At 37.7% G+C, this 17,986-nt stretch carries 16 protein-coding genes; 7 read left to right on the top strand and 9 right to left on the bottom strand.

The features are described 5' to 3' along the window. Positions 1 to 8 precede the first annotated feature (8 nt). Complete coding sequence (gene moeB, locus H1R81_RS22450; RefSeq protein ID WP_181842993.1) at positions 9 to 1,118, bottom strand: molybdopterin-synthase adenylyltransferase MoeB; 1,110 nt, start codon at positions 1,116 to 1,118, stop codon at positions 9 to 11. A gap of 131 nt (positions 1,119 to 1,249) precedes the next feature. On the opposite strand from moeB, the gene H1R81_RS22445 reads away from it, so the two are divergent. The 4 genes from H1R81_RS22445 to H1R81_RS22430 all read left to right on the top strand — a co-directional run bounded on the left by H1R81_RS22445 (position 1,250) and on the right by H1R81_RS22430 (position 7,571). Then, entirely contained in the window at positions 1,250 to 1,993 is a 744-nt protein-coding gene (locus H1R81_RS22445) for an FKBP-type peptidyl-prolyl cis-trans isomerase (RefSeq protein WP_181842992.1), read from the top strand. A gap of 171 nt (positions 1,994 to 2,164) precedes the next feature. Continuing rightward, a complete protein-coding gene (locus H1R81_RS22440; protein WP_229251197.1) occupies positions 2,165 to 4,237 on the top strand; it encodes a carboxy terminal-processing peptidase in 2,073 nt (690 codons plus the stop codon). Between the two features lie 285 nt (positions 4,238 to 4,522). Next, positions 4,523 to 4,876: a PadR family transcriptional regulator gene (locus H1R81_RS22435; RefSeq protein WP_181842990.1), complete on the top strand. Its 354-nt coding sequence runs from the start codon at positions 4,523 to 4,525 to the stop codon at positions 4,874 to 4,876. Between the two features lie 4 nt (positions 4,877 to 4,880). Beyond that, the gene (locus H1R81_RS22430; protein WP_181842989.1) at positions 4,881 to 7,571 is read left to right on the top strand and encodes an ABC transporter permease; all 2,691 of its coding nucleotides are present in this window, start codon (positions 4,881 to 4,883) and stop codon (positions 7,569 to 7,571) included. Between the two features lie 80 nt (positions 7,572 to 7,651). On the opposite strand, the gene H1R81_RS22425 is transcribed toward H1R81_RS22430, so the two are convergent. The 5 genes from H1R81_RS22425 to H1R81_RS22405 form a co-directional block, all read right to left on the bottom strand. After that, a complete protein-coding gene (locus H1R81_RS22425) occupies positions 7,652 to 8,110 on the bottom strand; it encodes a hypothetical protein (RefSeq protein ID WP_229251196.1) in 459 nt (152 codons plus the stop codon). Positions 8,111 to 8,206: 96 nt separating this feature from the next. Next, complete coding sequence (locus H1R81_RS22420; RefSeq protein ID WP_181842988.1) at positions 8,207 to 9,778, bottom strand: hypothetical protein; 1,572 nt, start codon at positions 9,776 to 9,778, stop codon at positions 8,207 to 8,209. A 75-nt stretch (positions 9,779 to 9,853) separates the two neighbouring features. Beyond that, on the bottom strand, positions 9,854 to 10,393 hold the full coding sequence (locus tag H1R81_RS22415; protein WP_181842987.1) for an RNA polymerase sigma factor: 540 nt from the start codon (positions 10,391 to 10,393) through the stop codon (positions 9,854 to 9,856). Positions 10,394 to 10,478: 85 nt separating this feature from the next. Beyond that, positions 10,479 to 11,912: a PepSY-like domain-containing protein gene (locus H1R81_RS22410; protein WP_181842986.1), complete on the bottom strand. Its 1,434-nt coding sequence runs from the start codon at positions 11,910 to 11,912 to the stop codon at positions 10,479 to 10,481. 74 nt (positions 11,913 to 11,986) lie between these two features. Beyond that, positions 11,987 to 12,211, bottom strand: a complete 225-nt coding sequence (locus H1R81_RS22405) for a DUF2905 domain-containing protein (RefSeq protein WP_181842985.1) — start codon at positions 12,209 to 12,211, stop codon at positions 11,987 to 11,989. 31 nt (positions 12,212 to 12,242) lie between these two features. Here H1R81_RS22405 and H1R81_RS22400 point away from each other — a divergent pair, with 31 nt between their 5' ends. After that, positions 12,243 to 12,920 carry an NUDIX hydrolase gene (locus H1R81_RS22400; RefSeq protein WP_181842984.1) on the top strand — a complete coding sequence of 226 codons (678 nt, stop codon included), beginning with the start codon at positions 12,243 to 12,245 and terminating at the stop codon, positions 12,918 to 12,920. Between the two features lie 66 nt (positions 12,921 to 12,986). Here the strand turns inward: H1R81_RS22400 and H1R81_RS22395 are convergent, their stop codons facing one another. Next, positions 12,987 to 14,450, bottom strand: a complete 1,464-nt coding sequence (locus tag H1R81_RS22395) for a Gfo/Idh/MocA family protein (protein WP_181842983.1) — start codon at positions 14,448 to 14,450, stop codon at positions 12,987 to 12,989. Between the two features lie 254 nt (positions 14,451 to 14,704). Continuing rightward, positions 14,705 to 15,358 (bottom strand): NADPH-dependent F420 reductase, encoded by a 654-nt coding sequence (locus tag H1R81_RS22390; protein WP_181842982.1) that lies wholly within the window; start codon positions 15,356 to 15,358, stop codon positions 14,705 to 14,707. A 110-nt stretch (positions 15,359 to 15,468) separates the two neighbouring features. Here H1R81_RS22390 and H1R81_RS22385 point away from each other — a divergent pair, with 110 nt between their 5' ends. Beyond that, positions 15,469 to 15,843, top strand: a complete 375-nt coding sequence (locus H1R81_RS22385; protein WP_181842981.1) for a helix-turn-helix domain-containing protein — start codon at positions 15,469 to 15,471, stop codon at positions 15,841 to 15,843. Position 15,844: 1 nt separating this feature from the next. Here H1R81_RS22385 and H1R81_RS22380 read toward each other — a convergent pair whose 3' ends face one another. Beyond that, entirely contained in the window at positions 15,845 to 16,201 is a 357-nt protein-coding gene (locus H1R81_RS22380) for a M23 family metallopeptidase (protein ID WP_310588103.1), read from the bottom strand. Positions 16,202 to 16,573: 372 nt separating this feature from the next. Here H1R81_RS22380 and hslU point away from each other — a divergent pair, with 372 nt between their 5' ends. Continuing rightward, complete coding sequence (gene hslU / locus H1R81_RS22375) at positions 16,574 to 17,968, top strand: ATP-dependent protease ATPase subunit HslU (protein WP_220275289.1); 1,395 nt, start codon at positions 16,574 to 16,576, stop codon at positions 17,966 to 17,968. The last annotated feature ends 18 nt before the right edge of the window (positions 17,969 to 17,986 follow it).

Raw genomic sequence — 17,986 nt, 5'->3', positions numbered from 1 at the left:
AATCAAATCTACAATGTGTCTGATATAGCATTTAAACCTCCTGCAAAATTAAGCAGATTTGTGTATCCGAATCGCTCCTGTAGCAAATCAATAGCCCTCTGGCTTCTGATACCACTCTGACAATGAATAACCACAGTTTTATCTCTTCTGATTTTAGGGATATGCTTCTCTATTTCTGAGAGGGGCATTAACTCTCCACCAATGTTATGCATTTCAAATTCGTACTCTTCCCTGACATCAATTAGTTGAAAAGGGGATTCTCCGTTAATTTTGGGCTTTGCTATTAAATCAAGATATTGCTCGTATGTTATTTCATTATCCTGAAACTCATCATTTAGCCTAATACCACAAAAAGCTTCATAGTCTATCAGGTTTTCAATACTTGGTGAATCTGGTATTTTAGGCACTTTCAGGGTTCTGCTTTGCATAGTCAAGGTATCAAGCATCAATAATTTTCCCGCCAATGGCTCTCCGATTGCAGTAATAGCTTTAATAGCTTCCAGAGCTTGCATTGAGCCTATAATTCCGGGCAATACGCCAAGAACCCCAGCTTCAGAGCAATTGGGAGCTTGCTCAGGTGGGGGAGGTGCCGGGAATAAATCCCTATAGGTAGAAGAACCTTTATAATTAAATAAGGCTACCTGCCCTTCAAACCTATGAATAGCCCCATAGACAAAAGGTTTGTCAAGTATCACACAGGCATCATTCACCAGATAGCGGGTCGGGAAATTATCAGTGCCGTCTATCACGAGGTCATATTTCTGAATAAGCGCCAATGCGTTGTCAGCAGATAGGCGAACCTCATGTTTAGCAATAGTCACTAAAGGATTCAGTGCTTTCAGTTTTTTTTCAGCTTCATCTATTTTAGGTTTTCCTATCTTGTCAGATGAATATAAAATCTGCCTTTGCAGATTACTCAAGGAAATTCGATCATCTTCTACGATTCCCAATGTCCCGACTCCTGCGGCGGCCAGATATAGAAGCACAGGGCTACCAAGACCACCACAACCAATCACAAGCACTTTAGCTTGTTTTAACTTCTGTTGCCCCTGCAAACCTAATTCTGGCAGAAGTATTTGCCGATCATATCTTCTGATTTCTTCTAAGCTTAAAGCCATGTTAAAAAATCTTAAATTCTATGAAAAATTAATATTTTTTATAGTTTTTTTCTACTGAATCGAATTTTTCAGGTAAAAGTACGTTTATTTGTTATTCTTTAACAAATTTTAAAAAAACAGTGTTTCCAAAAATGAAGAAAATCATAGTAGCTATTTCAGTTAGTTTATTTACAGCACAGTTTGCTGCGGCACAAACCCCAAAAACTCCGGTTAAAAAGGCACCTGCAACTACTGCAAAACCTGCTACTACAAAACCAGTTGCGGCAAACGCAAGTGGCCCGATGAAGAATTCAATAGATTCTCTTAGCTACGCTATCGGGATGAACATCGCTGCTAACCTTAAGCAGCAGAATATTAATTGTAATACAGATATGTTGGCAAGTGCTATTAACCATGTACTGAGTGGTCAGCAAACAGCTTTAGAGCCTGGCGATGCCAACGCCTATATTCAGGGCTATTTTCAGAATGAATCAATGAAAAAAGCGATGGCTAACCAGAAAGCCGGAGATGCGTTTTTAGCTACTAATAAAGGAAAAACAGGAGTAATAACATTACCGAGTGGCTTACAGTATCAGGTAGTGAAAGAAGGCACCGGGGCAAAACCTGTGTCGACTGATAGAGTAAAAGTACACTATCATGGAACAACTATTGATGGAATGATTTTTGATAGTTCTGTACAGAGAGGTGAGCCTGCGGAGTTTGGTGTTACACAGGTAATTCAAGGCTGGCAGGATATATTACAGATAATGCCGGTTGGGTCTAAATGGAAAGTGTTTATTCCTGCAAACCTGGCTTATGGCCCACAAGGCCCTCCAAGTATAGGCCCGAACCAGGTTTTGATTTTTGACCTGGAGCTATTAGATATAGTAAAATAATAGCAAGTGCCTTTTTGGAGAGATGAGAAAAAAGCAACTATATCAGGTTAATAATTGTTAATAATTGAGTAGTTTACTTGTGAGTAGCTTTTCAAAGCGTATAATTTAAAGATTCGGTATATTTTAAATCAAAACTCTCCTTTAGGGGGTAGGGTTATTATGTTAGAAATTATGAAAAAAATATTAGTCCTATTTACCCTGACAGGGCTTTTTGGATGCTTTGAGAATAAAGCTCAGAACAAAGTATCTACTGTACCATCTTATGGTTACAAAGAATTGGTTCCCACCCGCACACAAGAGCAGGTAGAGCAGTTTGCTACGCAGTTTTTGAGCTACCACCACTATCAGAAATTCAAATTAGACGATAATTTTTCCTCAAAAGTGTGGGATAATTTCCTCAAAGATGTGGACGGTGGGCATTCTTACTTTACAAAAGCTGATGTTGAGTCTTTTGAAAAATATCGTTATGGTATTGACGAAGATTTGTTGGAGGGTGATTTGACTGCTCCTTTTGAAGTATTCAATCTTTTCAGGAAGAGATATAAAGATCGTTATGATAAAATCATGACTTTACTTGATAAACCATTTGATTTTACAAGTGATGAAACTTTTGAGACTGACAGAGACAAAGCTCCCTGGGCAACGTCAGAACAAGAATTGGATGATGTATGGAGTAAAATTGTGAAAAGTCAGGTATTAGACTTAAAATTGAGCGGAAGTAAGGATAGTGCTATAGTTGCTACCTTGAAAGATCGATACAAACGTTGGGAGTCAAGAATAGCCAAATGGCGTTCTGAGGATATATTTCAGGCATTTATGAATGCCTTCTCTGAAAGTATTGACCCTCACACAAGTTATATGATTCCGAGTACAGCGGCACAGTTTAATATTGAAATGAGCCAGTCTGTAGAAGGAATAGGTGCTTCTTTGAAAAACGAAGGCGACTATGTAACTATCGCAGAAGTGATTCCAGGCGGCCCATTATTTAAAAATGGCAAAGCCGTGAAAAATGATCGTATAATGGCGGTAGCTCAGGGGGATAACGGTGCGTGGCAGGATATTGTCGGGTGGCTGACAGATGATGCTGTGAAACTTATCAGAGGTACTAAAGGAACAGTAGTCCGTATCCGTTTGTTGCCTGGTGATGCTCCTGCGGGTTCGGCCACCAAAGAATTAAGACTGGTGCGTGAGAAGGTGAAATTAGAAGAGGCCGTTGCCAAAGGTGAAGTAGTACCTTTCAAATACAATGGGAAGGACTTTAAATTGGGTGTAATAGATATTCCGATGTTTTATCGTGATTTTGAAGATGCCCGTAAAGGTGGAGATTTTCAGAGTACTACAAAGGACGTAAAAAGATTTCTTGATGAATTTAAAGCCAAAGGAGTAGAAGGGGTAGTAATTGATTTAAGAAACAATGGTGGTGGTTCGCTGACAGAAGCGATTAATCTGACGGGTCTGTTTATTACCAAGGGTCCTGTAGTGCAACGTCGTGATAATAATGGTGGTGTTGATGTTGAAAGCGATACTGACCCGGAATTAGTATATAATGGTCCATTGGTAATTCTTCAAAACCGTTTTAGTGCTTCAGCTTCAGAAATCTTTGCTGGTGCTATTCAGGATTACAAACGTGGATTAATTGTAGGAGAGAAGTCTTTTGGTAAAGGTACAGTACAACAATTGGTTGACTTAGACCAGTTCCTGTTGTCGCCACGTACGGCCTCTACTGACAAAAAGGCGTCAGCTAATGTAGGATTTGATCAGAAAGAAAAATATGGACAATTGAAACTGACTACCGAGAAATTCTATCGCGTAACAGGTAACAGTACCCAACGCAAAGGTGTTTCAGCAGATATTATTCTTCCGTCACCTTTTGATCCGGAAGAAATGGGAGAGAGTTCTCAACCAACAGCTTTGCCATTTGACCAGATTAATACCTCAACTTATGAAAAAACCAATATCATTACAGATAAAGTTATTAGTAAATTGCAGGAGAAATACAATGAGCGTCTGAATTCTGATGCTGCTATGAAACAATTGGTAGAAGACCTCGCTGAGTATCGCAGAACAAAAGATATAACAGTGGTTTCTTTGAATGAAGCGAAACGCAAGCAGGAAAGAGATGAAAACGAGAAGCACAGAACTGCTATTAATAAGCTAAGTACAGGAGAAAAGGACGGTAAAGATAAAGACTTGATATTAAGTGAGTCTGAAAGAATCCTTTGCGATTTAATTAGTATTAAATAAAATTATAGGGTTGTGAATTGTGATACCCTAAGGGTTAAATTCTGTTTCCTGTATAACAAAAAAAGAGCTACATATAAAAGTGTGTAGCTCTTTTTTTATTATTAATTCTACATAAATGGCCTGGCTAATCTCTGATTATCTGTCCACTTATGGACAATGAGATGTCCGTTTCTGGACAGTGGTGCTTTCTCAAATATGCCTGACAATGCATTAAAGCATATTTTTCATAAATGGCACATGATTTGATTTACAATATTATATCTAATTAGTCAATTACATAGATTCATGAAAAAAACCATATTGGGAGAATTAGAAGAGTGGGTACTTTTGGTAGTAGCAGCCAGTACTGATGAAGTTTATGGTGTGCCTGTAATGGAACAGCTCCAGCTTATGACAGGAAGAAGTTTCACGATTGGAGCCATACATACCACTTTATACCGCTTAGAAGAAAAAGGCTTTTTGGCTTCATCAATTGGAGGAGCAACCACTGAACGTGGAGGAAGGAGCAAGCGTCTTTTTACTTTAACGGCATCCGGTGCTCAAGTATTATCTGAAATCCATCAGATGCGTACACAACTCTGGCAATCAATTCCAAAGGGAAAGCTAAAGTTATTAGGGTTATCAACCAAGCCTATATAAAATTATGGAAAAGCAGCAAAAATCTTTAACACATCATAAACCACCTCAATGGGCCGACAGACTATTAGAATGGTTTGTGGCTCCACACCTGTTTGAATATATACAGGGTGATTTACATGAGCATTATTATAAAAGGATTGACCAGGTAGGTTTATCACATGCTCGGCGAGAATATATTTGGTCGGTATTGAGTTGTCTGACCCCTTTCTTCGCTAAAAGAAAAAAAAATAAATATGATTCTCGCTATTCGAAAAATTACTCTAATCCTCCTTTTACTACTATGCTCTCAAATTATCTTACCATTGCTTTTCGGAATTTGTGGCGCCACAAAGCATTTACAGCTGTCAATGTTCTTGGTTTAGCTGTAGGTTTGGCATCATGCCTGCTGATTGTTTTGTTTGTATTGCATGAGTTAAGTTATGACCGTTACCACGCCCATGCTGACCGGATGTATCGGATGACTTTGCATGGGCGAATGGATGAAAAAGAAATTAATCTTGCTTATTCAGCAGAGCCTGCTGGGCCTACTCTATTACGGGAATTTCCGGGAATTGAATCGATGACCCGTATCCGTGATGATGGGGGCTTCCTTGTTAAAAACGGACATGATGTTTTCAAAGAGGAAAATATCGCATTTGTTGAGCCAAACTTCTTCTCTTTTTTCTCAATTTCAATGTTGAAAGGGAGTTTAATAAAAGCATTAGTTGAACCTAAAACAGTGGTATTGACAGAAACAACTGCCCGAAAGTATTTCGGTATAACCAACCCTATTGGCAAAACCCTGACATTAGGCAATCTGGGTATTTTTCAGGTAACGGGTGTTTGTGAAGACATTCCTTCAAACACTCATTTTCATTTTGATATATTAGGTTCTTTCAAGTCTGTCAATCAAGGGACAAAATGGTTAGCCAGCGGCGCATATACCTATTTTGTACTACGTCAGGGCTATTCAGTTAAACAACTGGAAGAGCAAAGTCAGAACATAGTAAATAAATATGTATCATCTGAAATCAACGAGTTTTTTGGACTTAGCTTTTCAGAATTCCTGCAAAATGGAAATCGATTTAGCTTTCCTTTTCAACGTGTTACAGAAATTCATTTACACTCTAATTTAGACGACGAGATAGAAACTAATAGCGATATAAAATATGTATATATTTTTTCGATAATTGCCCTATTTATTCTATTGCTTGCTTGTGTAAATTTTATGAATTTGTCTACAGCAGGTTCAGCGGGTCGTTCTAAAGAAGTAGGCATCCGCAAAGTATTAGGCTCAGTTCAGAAACAGTTAATAGGGCAATTTCTGACCGAATCTGTTCTTTTAACCTTTTTTGCATTACTACTTGCATTCGGACTTGTTATTATATTATTGCCCGGCTTTAACAACATAACTGGAAAACTCTTTACACTCAGTTCGATTTTCAATTGGCATATCATTCCTGGCACAATAATCGGTTGCCTGATAATTGGGTTATTAGCTGGGAGTTACCCTGCTTTTGTACTCTCATCTTTCAAACCTATTACTGTTCTTAAAGGTAGAATACAGGCAGGTTTTCGAAGTAGCTGGTTGCGTAATACCTTAGTAACAGGTCAATTTGCTATATCAATAGGTATAATGATTGCCACAATTGTTGCCTATCAGCAATTGAAATTCATACAAAACAAAAAAGTAGGTTTCGATAAAGAGCAGGTGCTTGTTTTGCATGATACACAAATATTAGACAAACAATTAAATACTTTTAAAGCAGAGTTGGCCAAGTTGACTCCTGTTATTAGAGTTTCGATGGCCGGTTTTTTGCCCGCAGGTATTTCCCGTAAGAGTGTAGATGGTGTTCAGGTTAAGAATGGTTCACGCATAGTTACCCATCGGACCAAAAGTTATTATATTGATGAAGATTATCTTCCTACTTTAGGAGTAAGATTAGCACAAGGACGCAATTTTTCAAAAACTATTATTACAGATAATTCGGCTATATTAATTAATGAAACAGCAGCCAAGACTTATGGCTTTAAGAATCCGATTGGCCAACAAGTCTCACTGACAGGAGATGGTTCTGATGGAAGCAAACGCACCTATACAATTGTTGGAGTAGTCAAGGATTTTCATTTTGAGTCTATGCATCAACATATTGCTCCTCTAATGTTGTTTTATGGTGGAGACAATACACAAATGGCATTGCGTATCAGCACCAACGATATACCTGCCCTTTTGCACAAGATAGAAAAGTTATGGAAAATACAGACTGATAATCCTTTTGTCTATTCATTCTTAAATGAAAGGTTCAATAAAATGTATGAATCCGAACAACGGATAGGGCAAATCTTTGGTGTTTTTGCAGGGTTAGCTATCTTGATTTCCTGTTTGGGTTTATTCGGTCTGGCTGCTTTTGCCGCCCATCAACGTACTAAGGAAATTGGCGTACGGAAAGTGTTGGGAGCTTCTGTTGCAAGTATTGTTACACTTCTATTAACAAATTTCCTCAGGTTAATTTTAATTGCTATTATGATTGCCTCACCTATTGCAGCTTACGCGATGAGCCAATGGCTTCAGGATTTTGCTTATAGAGTAGATTTATCTTGGTGGATTTTTGCTTTGGCTGGTGTATTAGCTATTTCAATTGCTGTATTAACTGTTGGTTATCAGACTATCAAAGTGGCTTTGGTAAATCCAGTAAAGAGTTTGCGATGCGAATAGTTTGGATAAAACGTAAACGAAAGAAAATATTGTTAATACAATACTCTTTCGTTTACAAATCTGAAAATAATAATTGATGCTTACAAAGTAGAATCAGCTTTAGCAGAATCTGCCGGAGCTATTGGTACTACCTGTTGCTGAGGATGCGGTAAAGGCAGATTTGTTGGTCTCTGAGGCTCTTCTAAAAACTGAACATCTATTATAAAATATTTAGTATCTCCATTCCACGGAAAAGTGAAAAACTTTTCTCTGTAAATCAAAGTTACCCGTTCTCCTGTTTTTAAGGCTCTTTGCAGTTTAGATGTAACAGAATCTAATTTGCAGGAAAAATCCCAGTAACGTGGTGTGAGTGTACCTGTTTCACCAGAGTATCCTCCTTCGTTCAGAACACCCTCAAAAGTTTTAAAAACATACCCCCGTTCACTAATTTTTGAGATAGTTCCGGCTCTTTCACCGCTTGAGTAATATCCAGCAGTTAGATAATAGGCTATTCCCAAGACCACTAATAATAATATTATCAGAAAAATTCTCAGTTTCATTGCGTTATCGTTTAAATCTATTGATGGTGCAAATGAAATGATTTTTAACAGAATTGCAAAAATTAGGAGTTCAATATTGTATCAATTAATCGCTAATTAAATGAAATTGATACGTAGATTAAGTCCGATATTATAAGGACGAATCTTTAAATAATTATTAGCGTCGAACGATTGAGAAAGACTATAACGAAATGTGGGCTCTATCCAAAGAGATTTTCCCCCTTTAATCGGGTAGGCAACACCTAACGAAGCATTTACATAATACCCTGAATCTTTATTATTGAGCACCCGAACAGCTTCTGCACCTCCAATAGCATATACTCTTGTTTTCTTTTTGGCTATCAGGTATGCATTATCCAGTTTTACACCGATAGTTTGTAAGAATTGTTTCTGAGCTACCTGTTCACCTATTCCTACCAGCGTATAAGAACCATTGTCAGCTGTCTCTACTTCATATTCTCCATTATTGAGCTCATAATTAGCCCATTGTTGTACACCTGTATAAGCGGCAGATATACCCATCGCAAAGCGATCTGATAATGGTTTCATTGCTCCTGCTCTCACCTGAATCCCCATGCGTTGGTTATCAATGGCATCTAAACGGCCCACCTGTTGGATATAAGTATTAGTTTGAGGAAGAATCGTAAATGCCTGATACGTCTGTAAAGGCATCAGACTGGCTGTAAAGTTAATCTTACGATATACTCTTTGCTCTGGTTCTTCTATCTGGTAAGGTCTTTCGGCATTATAAGCAATGGCGCTGAAAGGTTTGTGTATTGCTTTTGGTTTAAATTCTTTACCTGATAATTGCTCAAATCTTAACTCCTCTGTTATTTTATTCTCTGAGTTATTATTAGCTAATACCTCATTTTTATTAGTAGTTTCAGGAGTAACTTCTTTATTTAAGACAGTGGGCTTCATACCTGAATCCTGCTTACTATTACGATTAGGCTTATTATTAACTATTAAATTCTCCTGACTGCTGTCAACCGCTTTTCTTCTCTCCTTTGTTGCTTTCTTTATACCAGTATTTAAACTTCTATTCGATAAACCACTTTTATCTGATTTGGTAATAGAAGTATTAGCGGCTACATTCTCCTTAGGCAATTGTTGTGAATTTGGCAACTGTTCTTCAGTAGTTTTTTCTGATAACTGCTCTTCTTGTACTTTTTGGGCATTTCTTGCCTTGCCAGACTTTTTAATTATCGGGTGGCTATTTGTAACGGTTTTTTTATCGCCTGATTTAACAGCTGTCATGCCTGCATTCTCTTTGCTATTCAACAGCCACCATAAGCTACCCAATAATATCACAAGTCCTGCTGCTAAACCCACACGATAAAAAAGAGGAATAATGATGCCACGACGGCGTTTTTTAGGCTGAATTGCCTCTTGTATTTTCAGCCAGCTAATAGCTTGTGGTTCGGGTTCGTAATCTTTGAATTTCTGAGCTAAATCTACGCCTGCACGAATCCTATCCCACGATTCTTCTTGAGGCTCAGGCTCATATTCCTTCATCCGTTGAGTAAAATCAAGACCTGAACGGATTTTCTCCCAAGACTCATCCTGTGGCTCAACTTCGAAATCCAGAAACATCTGAGAAAGTTGCATAGACGCACGAATCTTGTCCCAAGATTCTTCCTGGGGCTCTGATTCAAAGTCCTTAAACATTTCTGACAGTTTTTTCTTTATTTTGTCGTCTGGTTGCATATTAGATTCCCTATGGGAACAAACCTATTATTATTCTTAAACAGTTACGCCCATTTCTATGAGCTTTTTTCTTAAATGAACCTTGGCCCGTGATAATTGAGACTTTGAAGTCCCCTCTGAAATACCTAAAATTTTGGCAATCTCATTATGTTCGTAGCCGTCAATCAGATACATGTTTACTACCATTCTATACCCGTCTGATAGTTCATTAATTATTGCAACAATTTCTTCATGCCCCAACTGCGATATCGCACTTATATCTGCATTACCGGTATCTTCCAGTACATGGTAGTCAACAAATTGTCGTTCATTAGTATTTTGCCGATAGTGATCAATGGCAGTTCGGATAACCAAAGATTTTACCCAATATTCGACAGATTCAGGTTTTTGTAAATCCTGAATTTTATTAAAGACCTTAATAAAAGCCTCTTGAAAAATATCTTCGGCTTCCATAACCGTGCGTGCGTAACGCCGACAAATACCCAAGAGCCGGCCTTTATAGAGATTATAAAAGGCGGCTTGTGCTCTGGGGTCGTTCCTTTGGCATCCAAGTACTAATTCAATTTCATTGGGCATTCTCAAAAGGATTGCAGTGTTCTTAGTAATAACGTTTAAAATAGGTTAGCATTATCTGCCCCCGATAATAGCTGCAATAGAGGTATCAGCCTTTTCTTGCCGCCACAAAATTGCCATCTGCATCAAAGCTTAAAATATAAAATTCACTGCTCACTCTGATAACTATAACATATGAAAATAACTGACTATCTACATAGTGCATTAAGCCAGCCTGAAATACCCAACCTTTATAATATGTATTAAAATACTCTTTAATTACGACTGTAATGTCGCTATCCTGCATATATTTTGCTACAAGCTTGCCATTACTGAATTTTAAAGGATTCTCAAAAGCTCCGATCACTTTACCCTTGTCATCAAATGAATAATTAATAACAAAGTTTTCTTTGACAATAGCTACCCAATAGATTTTCTTATCTTTATCAGTAATAAGAGAGGTCTGTATATAAGCAAACTCCTGATAACGATTAGACAAAAAATTGGTGATAGATTCAGGTAAATCTTTGGGTTGAATAGCTTTTATGTCGTACTTACCACTTGATGCCCCTAATGCTCCACATACTTGAAATCCACGTCCATTTTCACCTTTTGCATCAAACTGTACTGCGAATTGTTTTTTTTGAGAAGTAATTAAAATATAATATCCTTGTAAAGCTCCATTCTGCAAAAATGTAAACCCATTTTCATAGGTCCATTCAGTAAAATTCAAATTCAGCACCTCTTTGATAACCTGAGGTAAATCTTTAGATGATAAAGGCTTGTAATCTAACTTATAAACCGGAACAGTAAGCCCTAATGTACCTGACCTTAAAATATTACCTTTTTCATCAAACAGATATTCAAAAGTAGTCAGGTCTTTTGTTATAACAACTGAATATAACTTGTTCCCTCCTTGTATTGATACGGCCGCTTTTATCAGCGAATAGTTCTGGTGTTTTTCAGATAAATAAGCCTTGATGGCTTCGGGCAAATCTTTTTGCTCAATGAAATAGATTTTAGGAGGTCCTCCTATTCCCATTGAGCCACCTCCCGGGCCTGGTCTGTCATTAGACGCTACCATAACCAAAGTGCCAGTAGCATCAAAGATGACGGCTATATCTTTGCCCTCTGTCAGAGTTACAATTACTTTATACCCTATAACGGTTGTATTATTAGGAGCTAATTGCTGACATACATTCCTTATTGTTGCACTTGGGAAATTAGTCGTAATATAGTTTAAAGCGTTATCGGGCAATTGTACACCATTGGTTATCTTATAAGTTTCTGTAATCTTGCCGGTATTGTTGACTATAGCCGACATCCGGTCAACCTTAAACTGAAAGTTCGACTCCCATAATTTATCTTTTTCAAGCGTAGAAAACTTTATCTGTGTAGCTTCCGGAAACTCCTGCTTAATGGCATTAATAGCCGCCTGCGGCACAGCTTCACCCATATTGAAGGCAGGTTGAAGATCCTTTATGCTATCGCACGCTGAAAGAATACAGCCTACCAACAAAAGGTATATGTAGAGTTTTTTCATCTTTAGCGTTACAATCTTCTTATCGGTTTTACAATACAGACGCACCCAAAAAAAATTTGGTTGCATGAAAATCTTTAGAAAAACTTTTTTATAAGGTAAATAATGAGATTCAGCAGTAGGCTTAGCAATAGCATTGTAACAACGGGGAAATAAATGCGCGTATTGCCTTTCTCATAACGAATATCACCAGGTAGGCGTCCTAACCAATGCAATTTGTCTGCAAAAAAATAAATGATGATACCGATTAAAATTAAGATACCGCCAATGAAGATGATATATTTTCCTGTGTTTTGATTCATGTAATGCTTATTTTTGTAGAAAAATCTTGTTATGACTAACGAAAAACTCGAAGACGCACACAAATTTAAGCTTTGGAAAAAGAATCTTATAGGAAATGGTTTAAAAATCAATCATATAGAGCAACATTATACCCGATATCGCTACAATGGAGAAGTACTTTTTTCGCTTTTGATGCTGGATGCCGAAACACCTGAAGGAGATAAGATACCGCCGATATGTTTCTTAAAAGGTGAAGTAGTATCAGTTCTTACCTGCCTGGTTGATAAAGAAACTAAAGAAAAGCACCTGTTATTGGTAAAACAAAGAAGAATTGCAGAAGGAGCATTTACCTATGAGCATCCGGCAGGGATGGTTGATGGCTCAAAAACACCTTTAGAAATAGCTATTCAGGAAGTGAAAGAAGAAACAGGATTAGCTGTTACGGCTGAACAGTTAATTGATGTTACACCTCAGAAAAGGGTTTTCCCGAGTACTGGTACAAGTGATGAGGCCATTTATCTCTATTATTGTGAGTTATATTTGACTGCCGAAGAAATAGCAGATCTGAATGAAAAAGAGATGGGAACTGACTATGAGCATGAAAGAATAACTACTCATATTCTGCCTTTTGTAGAAGCACACCGTTTAATTAACAATACCAATGCAGTATTGCTGAATTACCTGTATCTGGCTAAAATAAAAGATTTTCAGCTGATGGCTCAATTATGATAAACTAAAAATCCTGCTTCTTATGAGGCAGGATTTTTATAGATAATTGATATATTTTTATATTAATTACACTAATTTCCAACCGTCGCGGTATTGGCGTTGTACAAACTGATTGGCTTCATCGAAGTTAGTAATCTTCATGTTAGTACCATCCCACAATAGTTTTTTACGTCCGTCGTAATTGAAACCATTTCTACCGTTCGATTTACGAAGGTTATAACTACGGATAGCAAGGTTACCCATCAATACGGTTTCTGTCAATGGTCCTGAATAATCGAACGACGACGAAAGACCTTTGTGTTCTTTGCTATTAAAACCAGCTTTACAAGCCTCAGCCCAAGATGCCTGATGTCCGTGTTCAGGAAGCGATTTCACGTTCGGATCTGCTTTTGGATTGATGTCTATTTTCTCCCCGTTTTTCATATAAATCTTAGGTGTATTACCATAGGTTCCACAAGTCATTACACCTTTAGTACCAATCATCAATACACCATTGCTGCTATCTGCTTCTGCCAATGGCTCGTTAGCAGGAATCCACTCTGGATGGAACGGACGGATACCACCGTCTGTCCAGTACATAGTAACAGGAGCATTATTACGTTTGGTCGCAGGGAATTTAATCTGAACACTTGAAGATGGCGGGCATCCTTCGGGATTATATTCTGGTTGCCAGTCTTTCAGGAATACCTGTCCCACACTACATTCAATTTCTGTTGGATAGCCCAAACCTAATACACGGAAAGCAGGATCAATCAAGTGACAACCCATATCTCCCAAAGCGCCAGTTCCGAAGTTCCACCATCCACGCCATTTGAACGGGTGATATAATGGGTGATAATCAACCCAAGGAGCAGTACCTACCCATAAATCCCAGTCTTTTGAAGTCATCGACTCAATCAAAGCAGGTTTATCGGTTGGTGCAGGGTTGCCTTGTGGCCATACAGGGCGGTTAGTCCAGATATGAACATCGCTTACAGTTCCGATAGTACCTTTGTCCAACCACTCCATCATTACTTTCTGAGTTGGATTTGATGCACCCTGGTTACCCATTTGCGTTACCACTTTGTATTTTCTGGCACCTTCAGTAAGCTTACGGGCTTCGTAAATATCGTGCGTCAATGGTTTTTGCACATAAACATGTTTACCTCTTGACATTGCATCCATAGCTGCTACTGCATGCTGATGGTCAGGAGTAGAGATAGTTACTGCGTCAATATCTCCTTTCATTTCATCAAACATCACTCTGAAATCATTATAACGTTTGGCGGTAGGGAATTTTTCGAGGCTGCCTTTACAACGAGCCATATCAACATCACAAAGTGCTACTACATTGTTCACACCATTGTTATAAGCGTTGGCAATGTCTGAACCACCTTTACCACCGGCACCAATGGCAGCAATATTGAGTTTATCACTTGGTGCAAGAAAACCTTTACCTAATACATGACGAGGTACAATAAAGAATCCACTCGCAGCAACAGCACCGCTTTTGATAAAATCCCTTCTGTTCGTTGTCTTTTTGTTTTGCATTATTGAAGAGTTGAATAGTGAAAATTAGATTAAAGTATGTAAAATCTGACAGAGATTTTACGATTTACAAAGCTTATTTTATACGCTTGATATTTACTTCAAACTTACAAAAAAATCTGTTTGCTTGATAAATTTTATAGCATTTCCATGAAAAAATATTATATCATGAATAATATGCAATGGGTATAAACAATACAATCGAGTATTTCTTATACTCGATTGTATTAACGAAAGACTATTGCTTTTATGCTTATTTATCTGATAACTTTAAAACCAAAATATCCGTTCTGCGTCGAAAGATAAATTCTTAGCCATATAGGTAGCATCATTTCAGTACCACGAGCGGTGCTTATATCACCTAAGTCCATAATATCTGTCCATCCAAACTGATTCAGAATACCTTGTACCGCTTCTTTTGCATCTGCATTATTGCCACACACAAACATAGTCGGGACACCACCACTTTTTGTTGCCTCTACCATTACCTCACAATTCACAATGTTTAGTGTTTTCACGACATAAGCATTGGGCAATAACTTTTGTACTTCTTCACCTAATGAATTGCTATTACTGTATTGTGGTGCTAAAATTGGTGGCATACCCTGAGAGAAATCCAGCGGATTGCTAATATCTATAATGGTTTTTCCATCAAAATTTTCAATACCTGCCTGTTTGAATACCTCTAAGGTGACTTCTCCTTTGGTACAGTTAAAAACAATTTCGTCAAAGGTGGCAACATCTGCAAAAGTACCTGTCAAAGCCTTGTTGCCGTTGGCTTTAGCCCAGGCAATAGCTTTTTCGTTAGTAGCTGTACGGCTGCCCATTTTAACTTCGTAGCCTAATTGAATAAGTTTTGAGCCGATAGTTTTACCTACTATACCTGTGCCCAGAATTCCGATTTTTTTCATGAGTAGACTGTTGATTTTGTTACTATAAAAAGTATAGTTGCAAAACTATGTATAGTAGATTATCTTTGCAATAACTGTCAAATTTGACAGTATAAGAAAAGTTTCAAAAAATGATAATACAAGAAAAAATTTATGCTTTTAAGATAAAAAATAAGATGTATCACTGTGCTATGGATGTAACGATGGGCTACATAGGTGGCAAATGGAAAACCGTAGTACTTTGGTATTTACGTAACAAAACCCTCCGTTTTGGTGAGTTAAAAAAGCAGATACCTGATATAACCGAAAAGATGTTGAGCATACAACTGAAAGCCTTAGAAGAAGATGGGTTGGTAAAAAGAGAGGTATTTGCAGAAGTTCCATTGAGAGTTGAATATTCACTAAGTGATTTTGGCAAAACATTAATTCCCGCTCTTGAAGCCATCGCTAAATGGGGGAGAAACTTAGGTAATACCGAAGGAGAAATGATCGAAATTAAGTCTTGACTTAGGAGAGAGCCTGGCTCTGATAAGGAATAGGATTCAGATAAAACATTTTCTTCCAACCTTGCTTAGCCCGATCTATCTGCCAGAAATATGGAAAAAGTGTAACAAGAGAATAATGTGAATGTGGTGCTTTGCCTTTGGCATTGCCTGAATCACTTACTGTACCAATGGTACTTTGCCCGTTTACATAAGAAAAAAACTTAGCCGAAATGGTATCTAAATGGGCATAATAATGTACCCTCCATTTAGGTCCTAAAACCATAACAACTTTGCACCCTATGCCTGAATTTCCTTTAAAAATGACAAACCCTTTAGTTGCCGGATTAACCACCACACCTTTGACAGCAAAAATATCCACTCCCTTGTGAGTACCTGATTTACCCCATGAATAATACCAATAAGACTTTTGATTAAAACTTGATTTTGTTGCGCCCCCTGACTGGCATACGGAAAATCTGGGGTATCAGGAAACCTGCAATTATAATAAGGAATATGATCTGGAAGATTCTTTTGTAATTAACAACACGTTTCATTAACCGATAAATTAGAATGAAGGCAGTTTAGAAAAATGATACAATATTGGCAAAAGAGAATAATCTGTTTTTTATAAACTATGTCAACCGCTAATCATAAAAACAGGCCTGCTTTTTGTTTTGGAAAGAATGAAAACTAAATTTGTAGCCTGACTGTTGATAAAATACATTAAACAATTAAATAGAAGCTTATTTTAATGGCGAAAATCATAGAAAATCTTACACCGCAACAAATTGTACACGAACTCGACAAATATATTATTGGTCAGAAAGAAGCAAAAAGAAACGTAGCTATTGCGTTAAGAAATCGCTGGCGCAGAATGAATGCCAATGTAGAAATGCAGTCAGAGATTATTCCGAACAATATATTGATGATAGGTACTACGGGGGTCGGGAAAACAGAAATCGCCCGCCGGTTGGCAAAAATTGCTGATGCCCCTTTTACAAAAGTAGAAGCTTCAAAATTTACAGAAGTAGGTTATGTGGGTCGTGATTGTGAAAGTATGGTAAGAGATTTGGTGGAGCAATCGGTAAATATGGTGAGAGCTGCCAAAAAAGAAGAGGTCAAAGCTAAAGCCCTCGAAACAGTTGAGGATAACCTGTTGGATATTCTGATTCCTCCTGTAAAAGATAAAAAAGAATTTGGTTTCAAGGTTGAAAACAAAAAAGAGGAAATCGAAGATTATACCGAAAATTTGTTGAACGAAAAAACACGTGAAGCTTTCAGGGACAAGTTGCGTAACGGAGAATTAGACCATAGAAAGGTAGAAATTGATTTGCAGGGTAATAATACACCCTCAATTGGTGTTATGGGCGGCCCGATTGATGATGTTTCGATGATGAATATTCAGGAGATGATAGGGGGAATGCTACCGAAAAAAGGTAAAAAACGTAAAGTAAGTATCGCCGAAGCCAGAAAACTTTTATTGGAGGAAGAGGCCGCCAAACTGATAGATATGGACGAGGTAAAAGAAGAAGCTATCTGGAAAGCCGAAAATTTAGGTATCATATTTATTGATGAAATAGACAAAATTGCTTCATCAAGTGGCAAATCTGGTGGTCCTGATGTGAGCCGTGAGGGTGTACAAAGAGATTTGTTACCTATTGTAGAAGGAAGCACAGTAAACACCAAACATGGTTCAGTAAAAACTGATCATGTCCTGTTTATAGCAGCAGGAGCTTTTCATGTTGCCAAACCTTCCGATTTGATCCCCGAATTACAAGGTCGTTTCCCGATCAGAGTAGAACTGGAAAGCCTGACAGAAGAGAATTTTTATCAGATTCTGAAAGCCCCGAAAAACGCTTTAACAAAGCAATATGAAGCGATGCTTGAAGCAGAAGGGGTAAATCTGAGTTTTGATACAGAAGCATTGAAAGAAATTGCCCGGATCGCTTTTCATGCCAATAGCGAAGTTGAAAATATAGGTGCAAGACGCCTGCAAACAGTAATGAGCCATTTATTGAACGAAATCATGTTTGAGGTACCTGATATAATTGGGGCAAATTCTACAATTCTTATTACAAAAGACATAGTAAATGAGCGATTATCAAATCTGGTAAAGAATAAGGACTTGAGTCAGTATATTTTGTAGAATGGTGCGTTTTTAATC

This window comes from Emticicia sp. BO119 (assembly GCF_013912375.1).
In the GTDB taxonomy this organism is placed as follows: Bacteria; Bacteroidota; Bacteroidia; order Cytophagales; family Spirosomataceae; genus Emticicia.
This window is presented reverse-complemented; position numbering and strand designations above follow the sequence as displayed.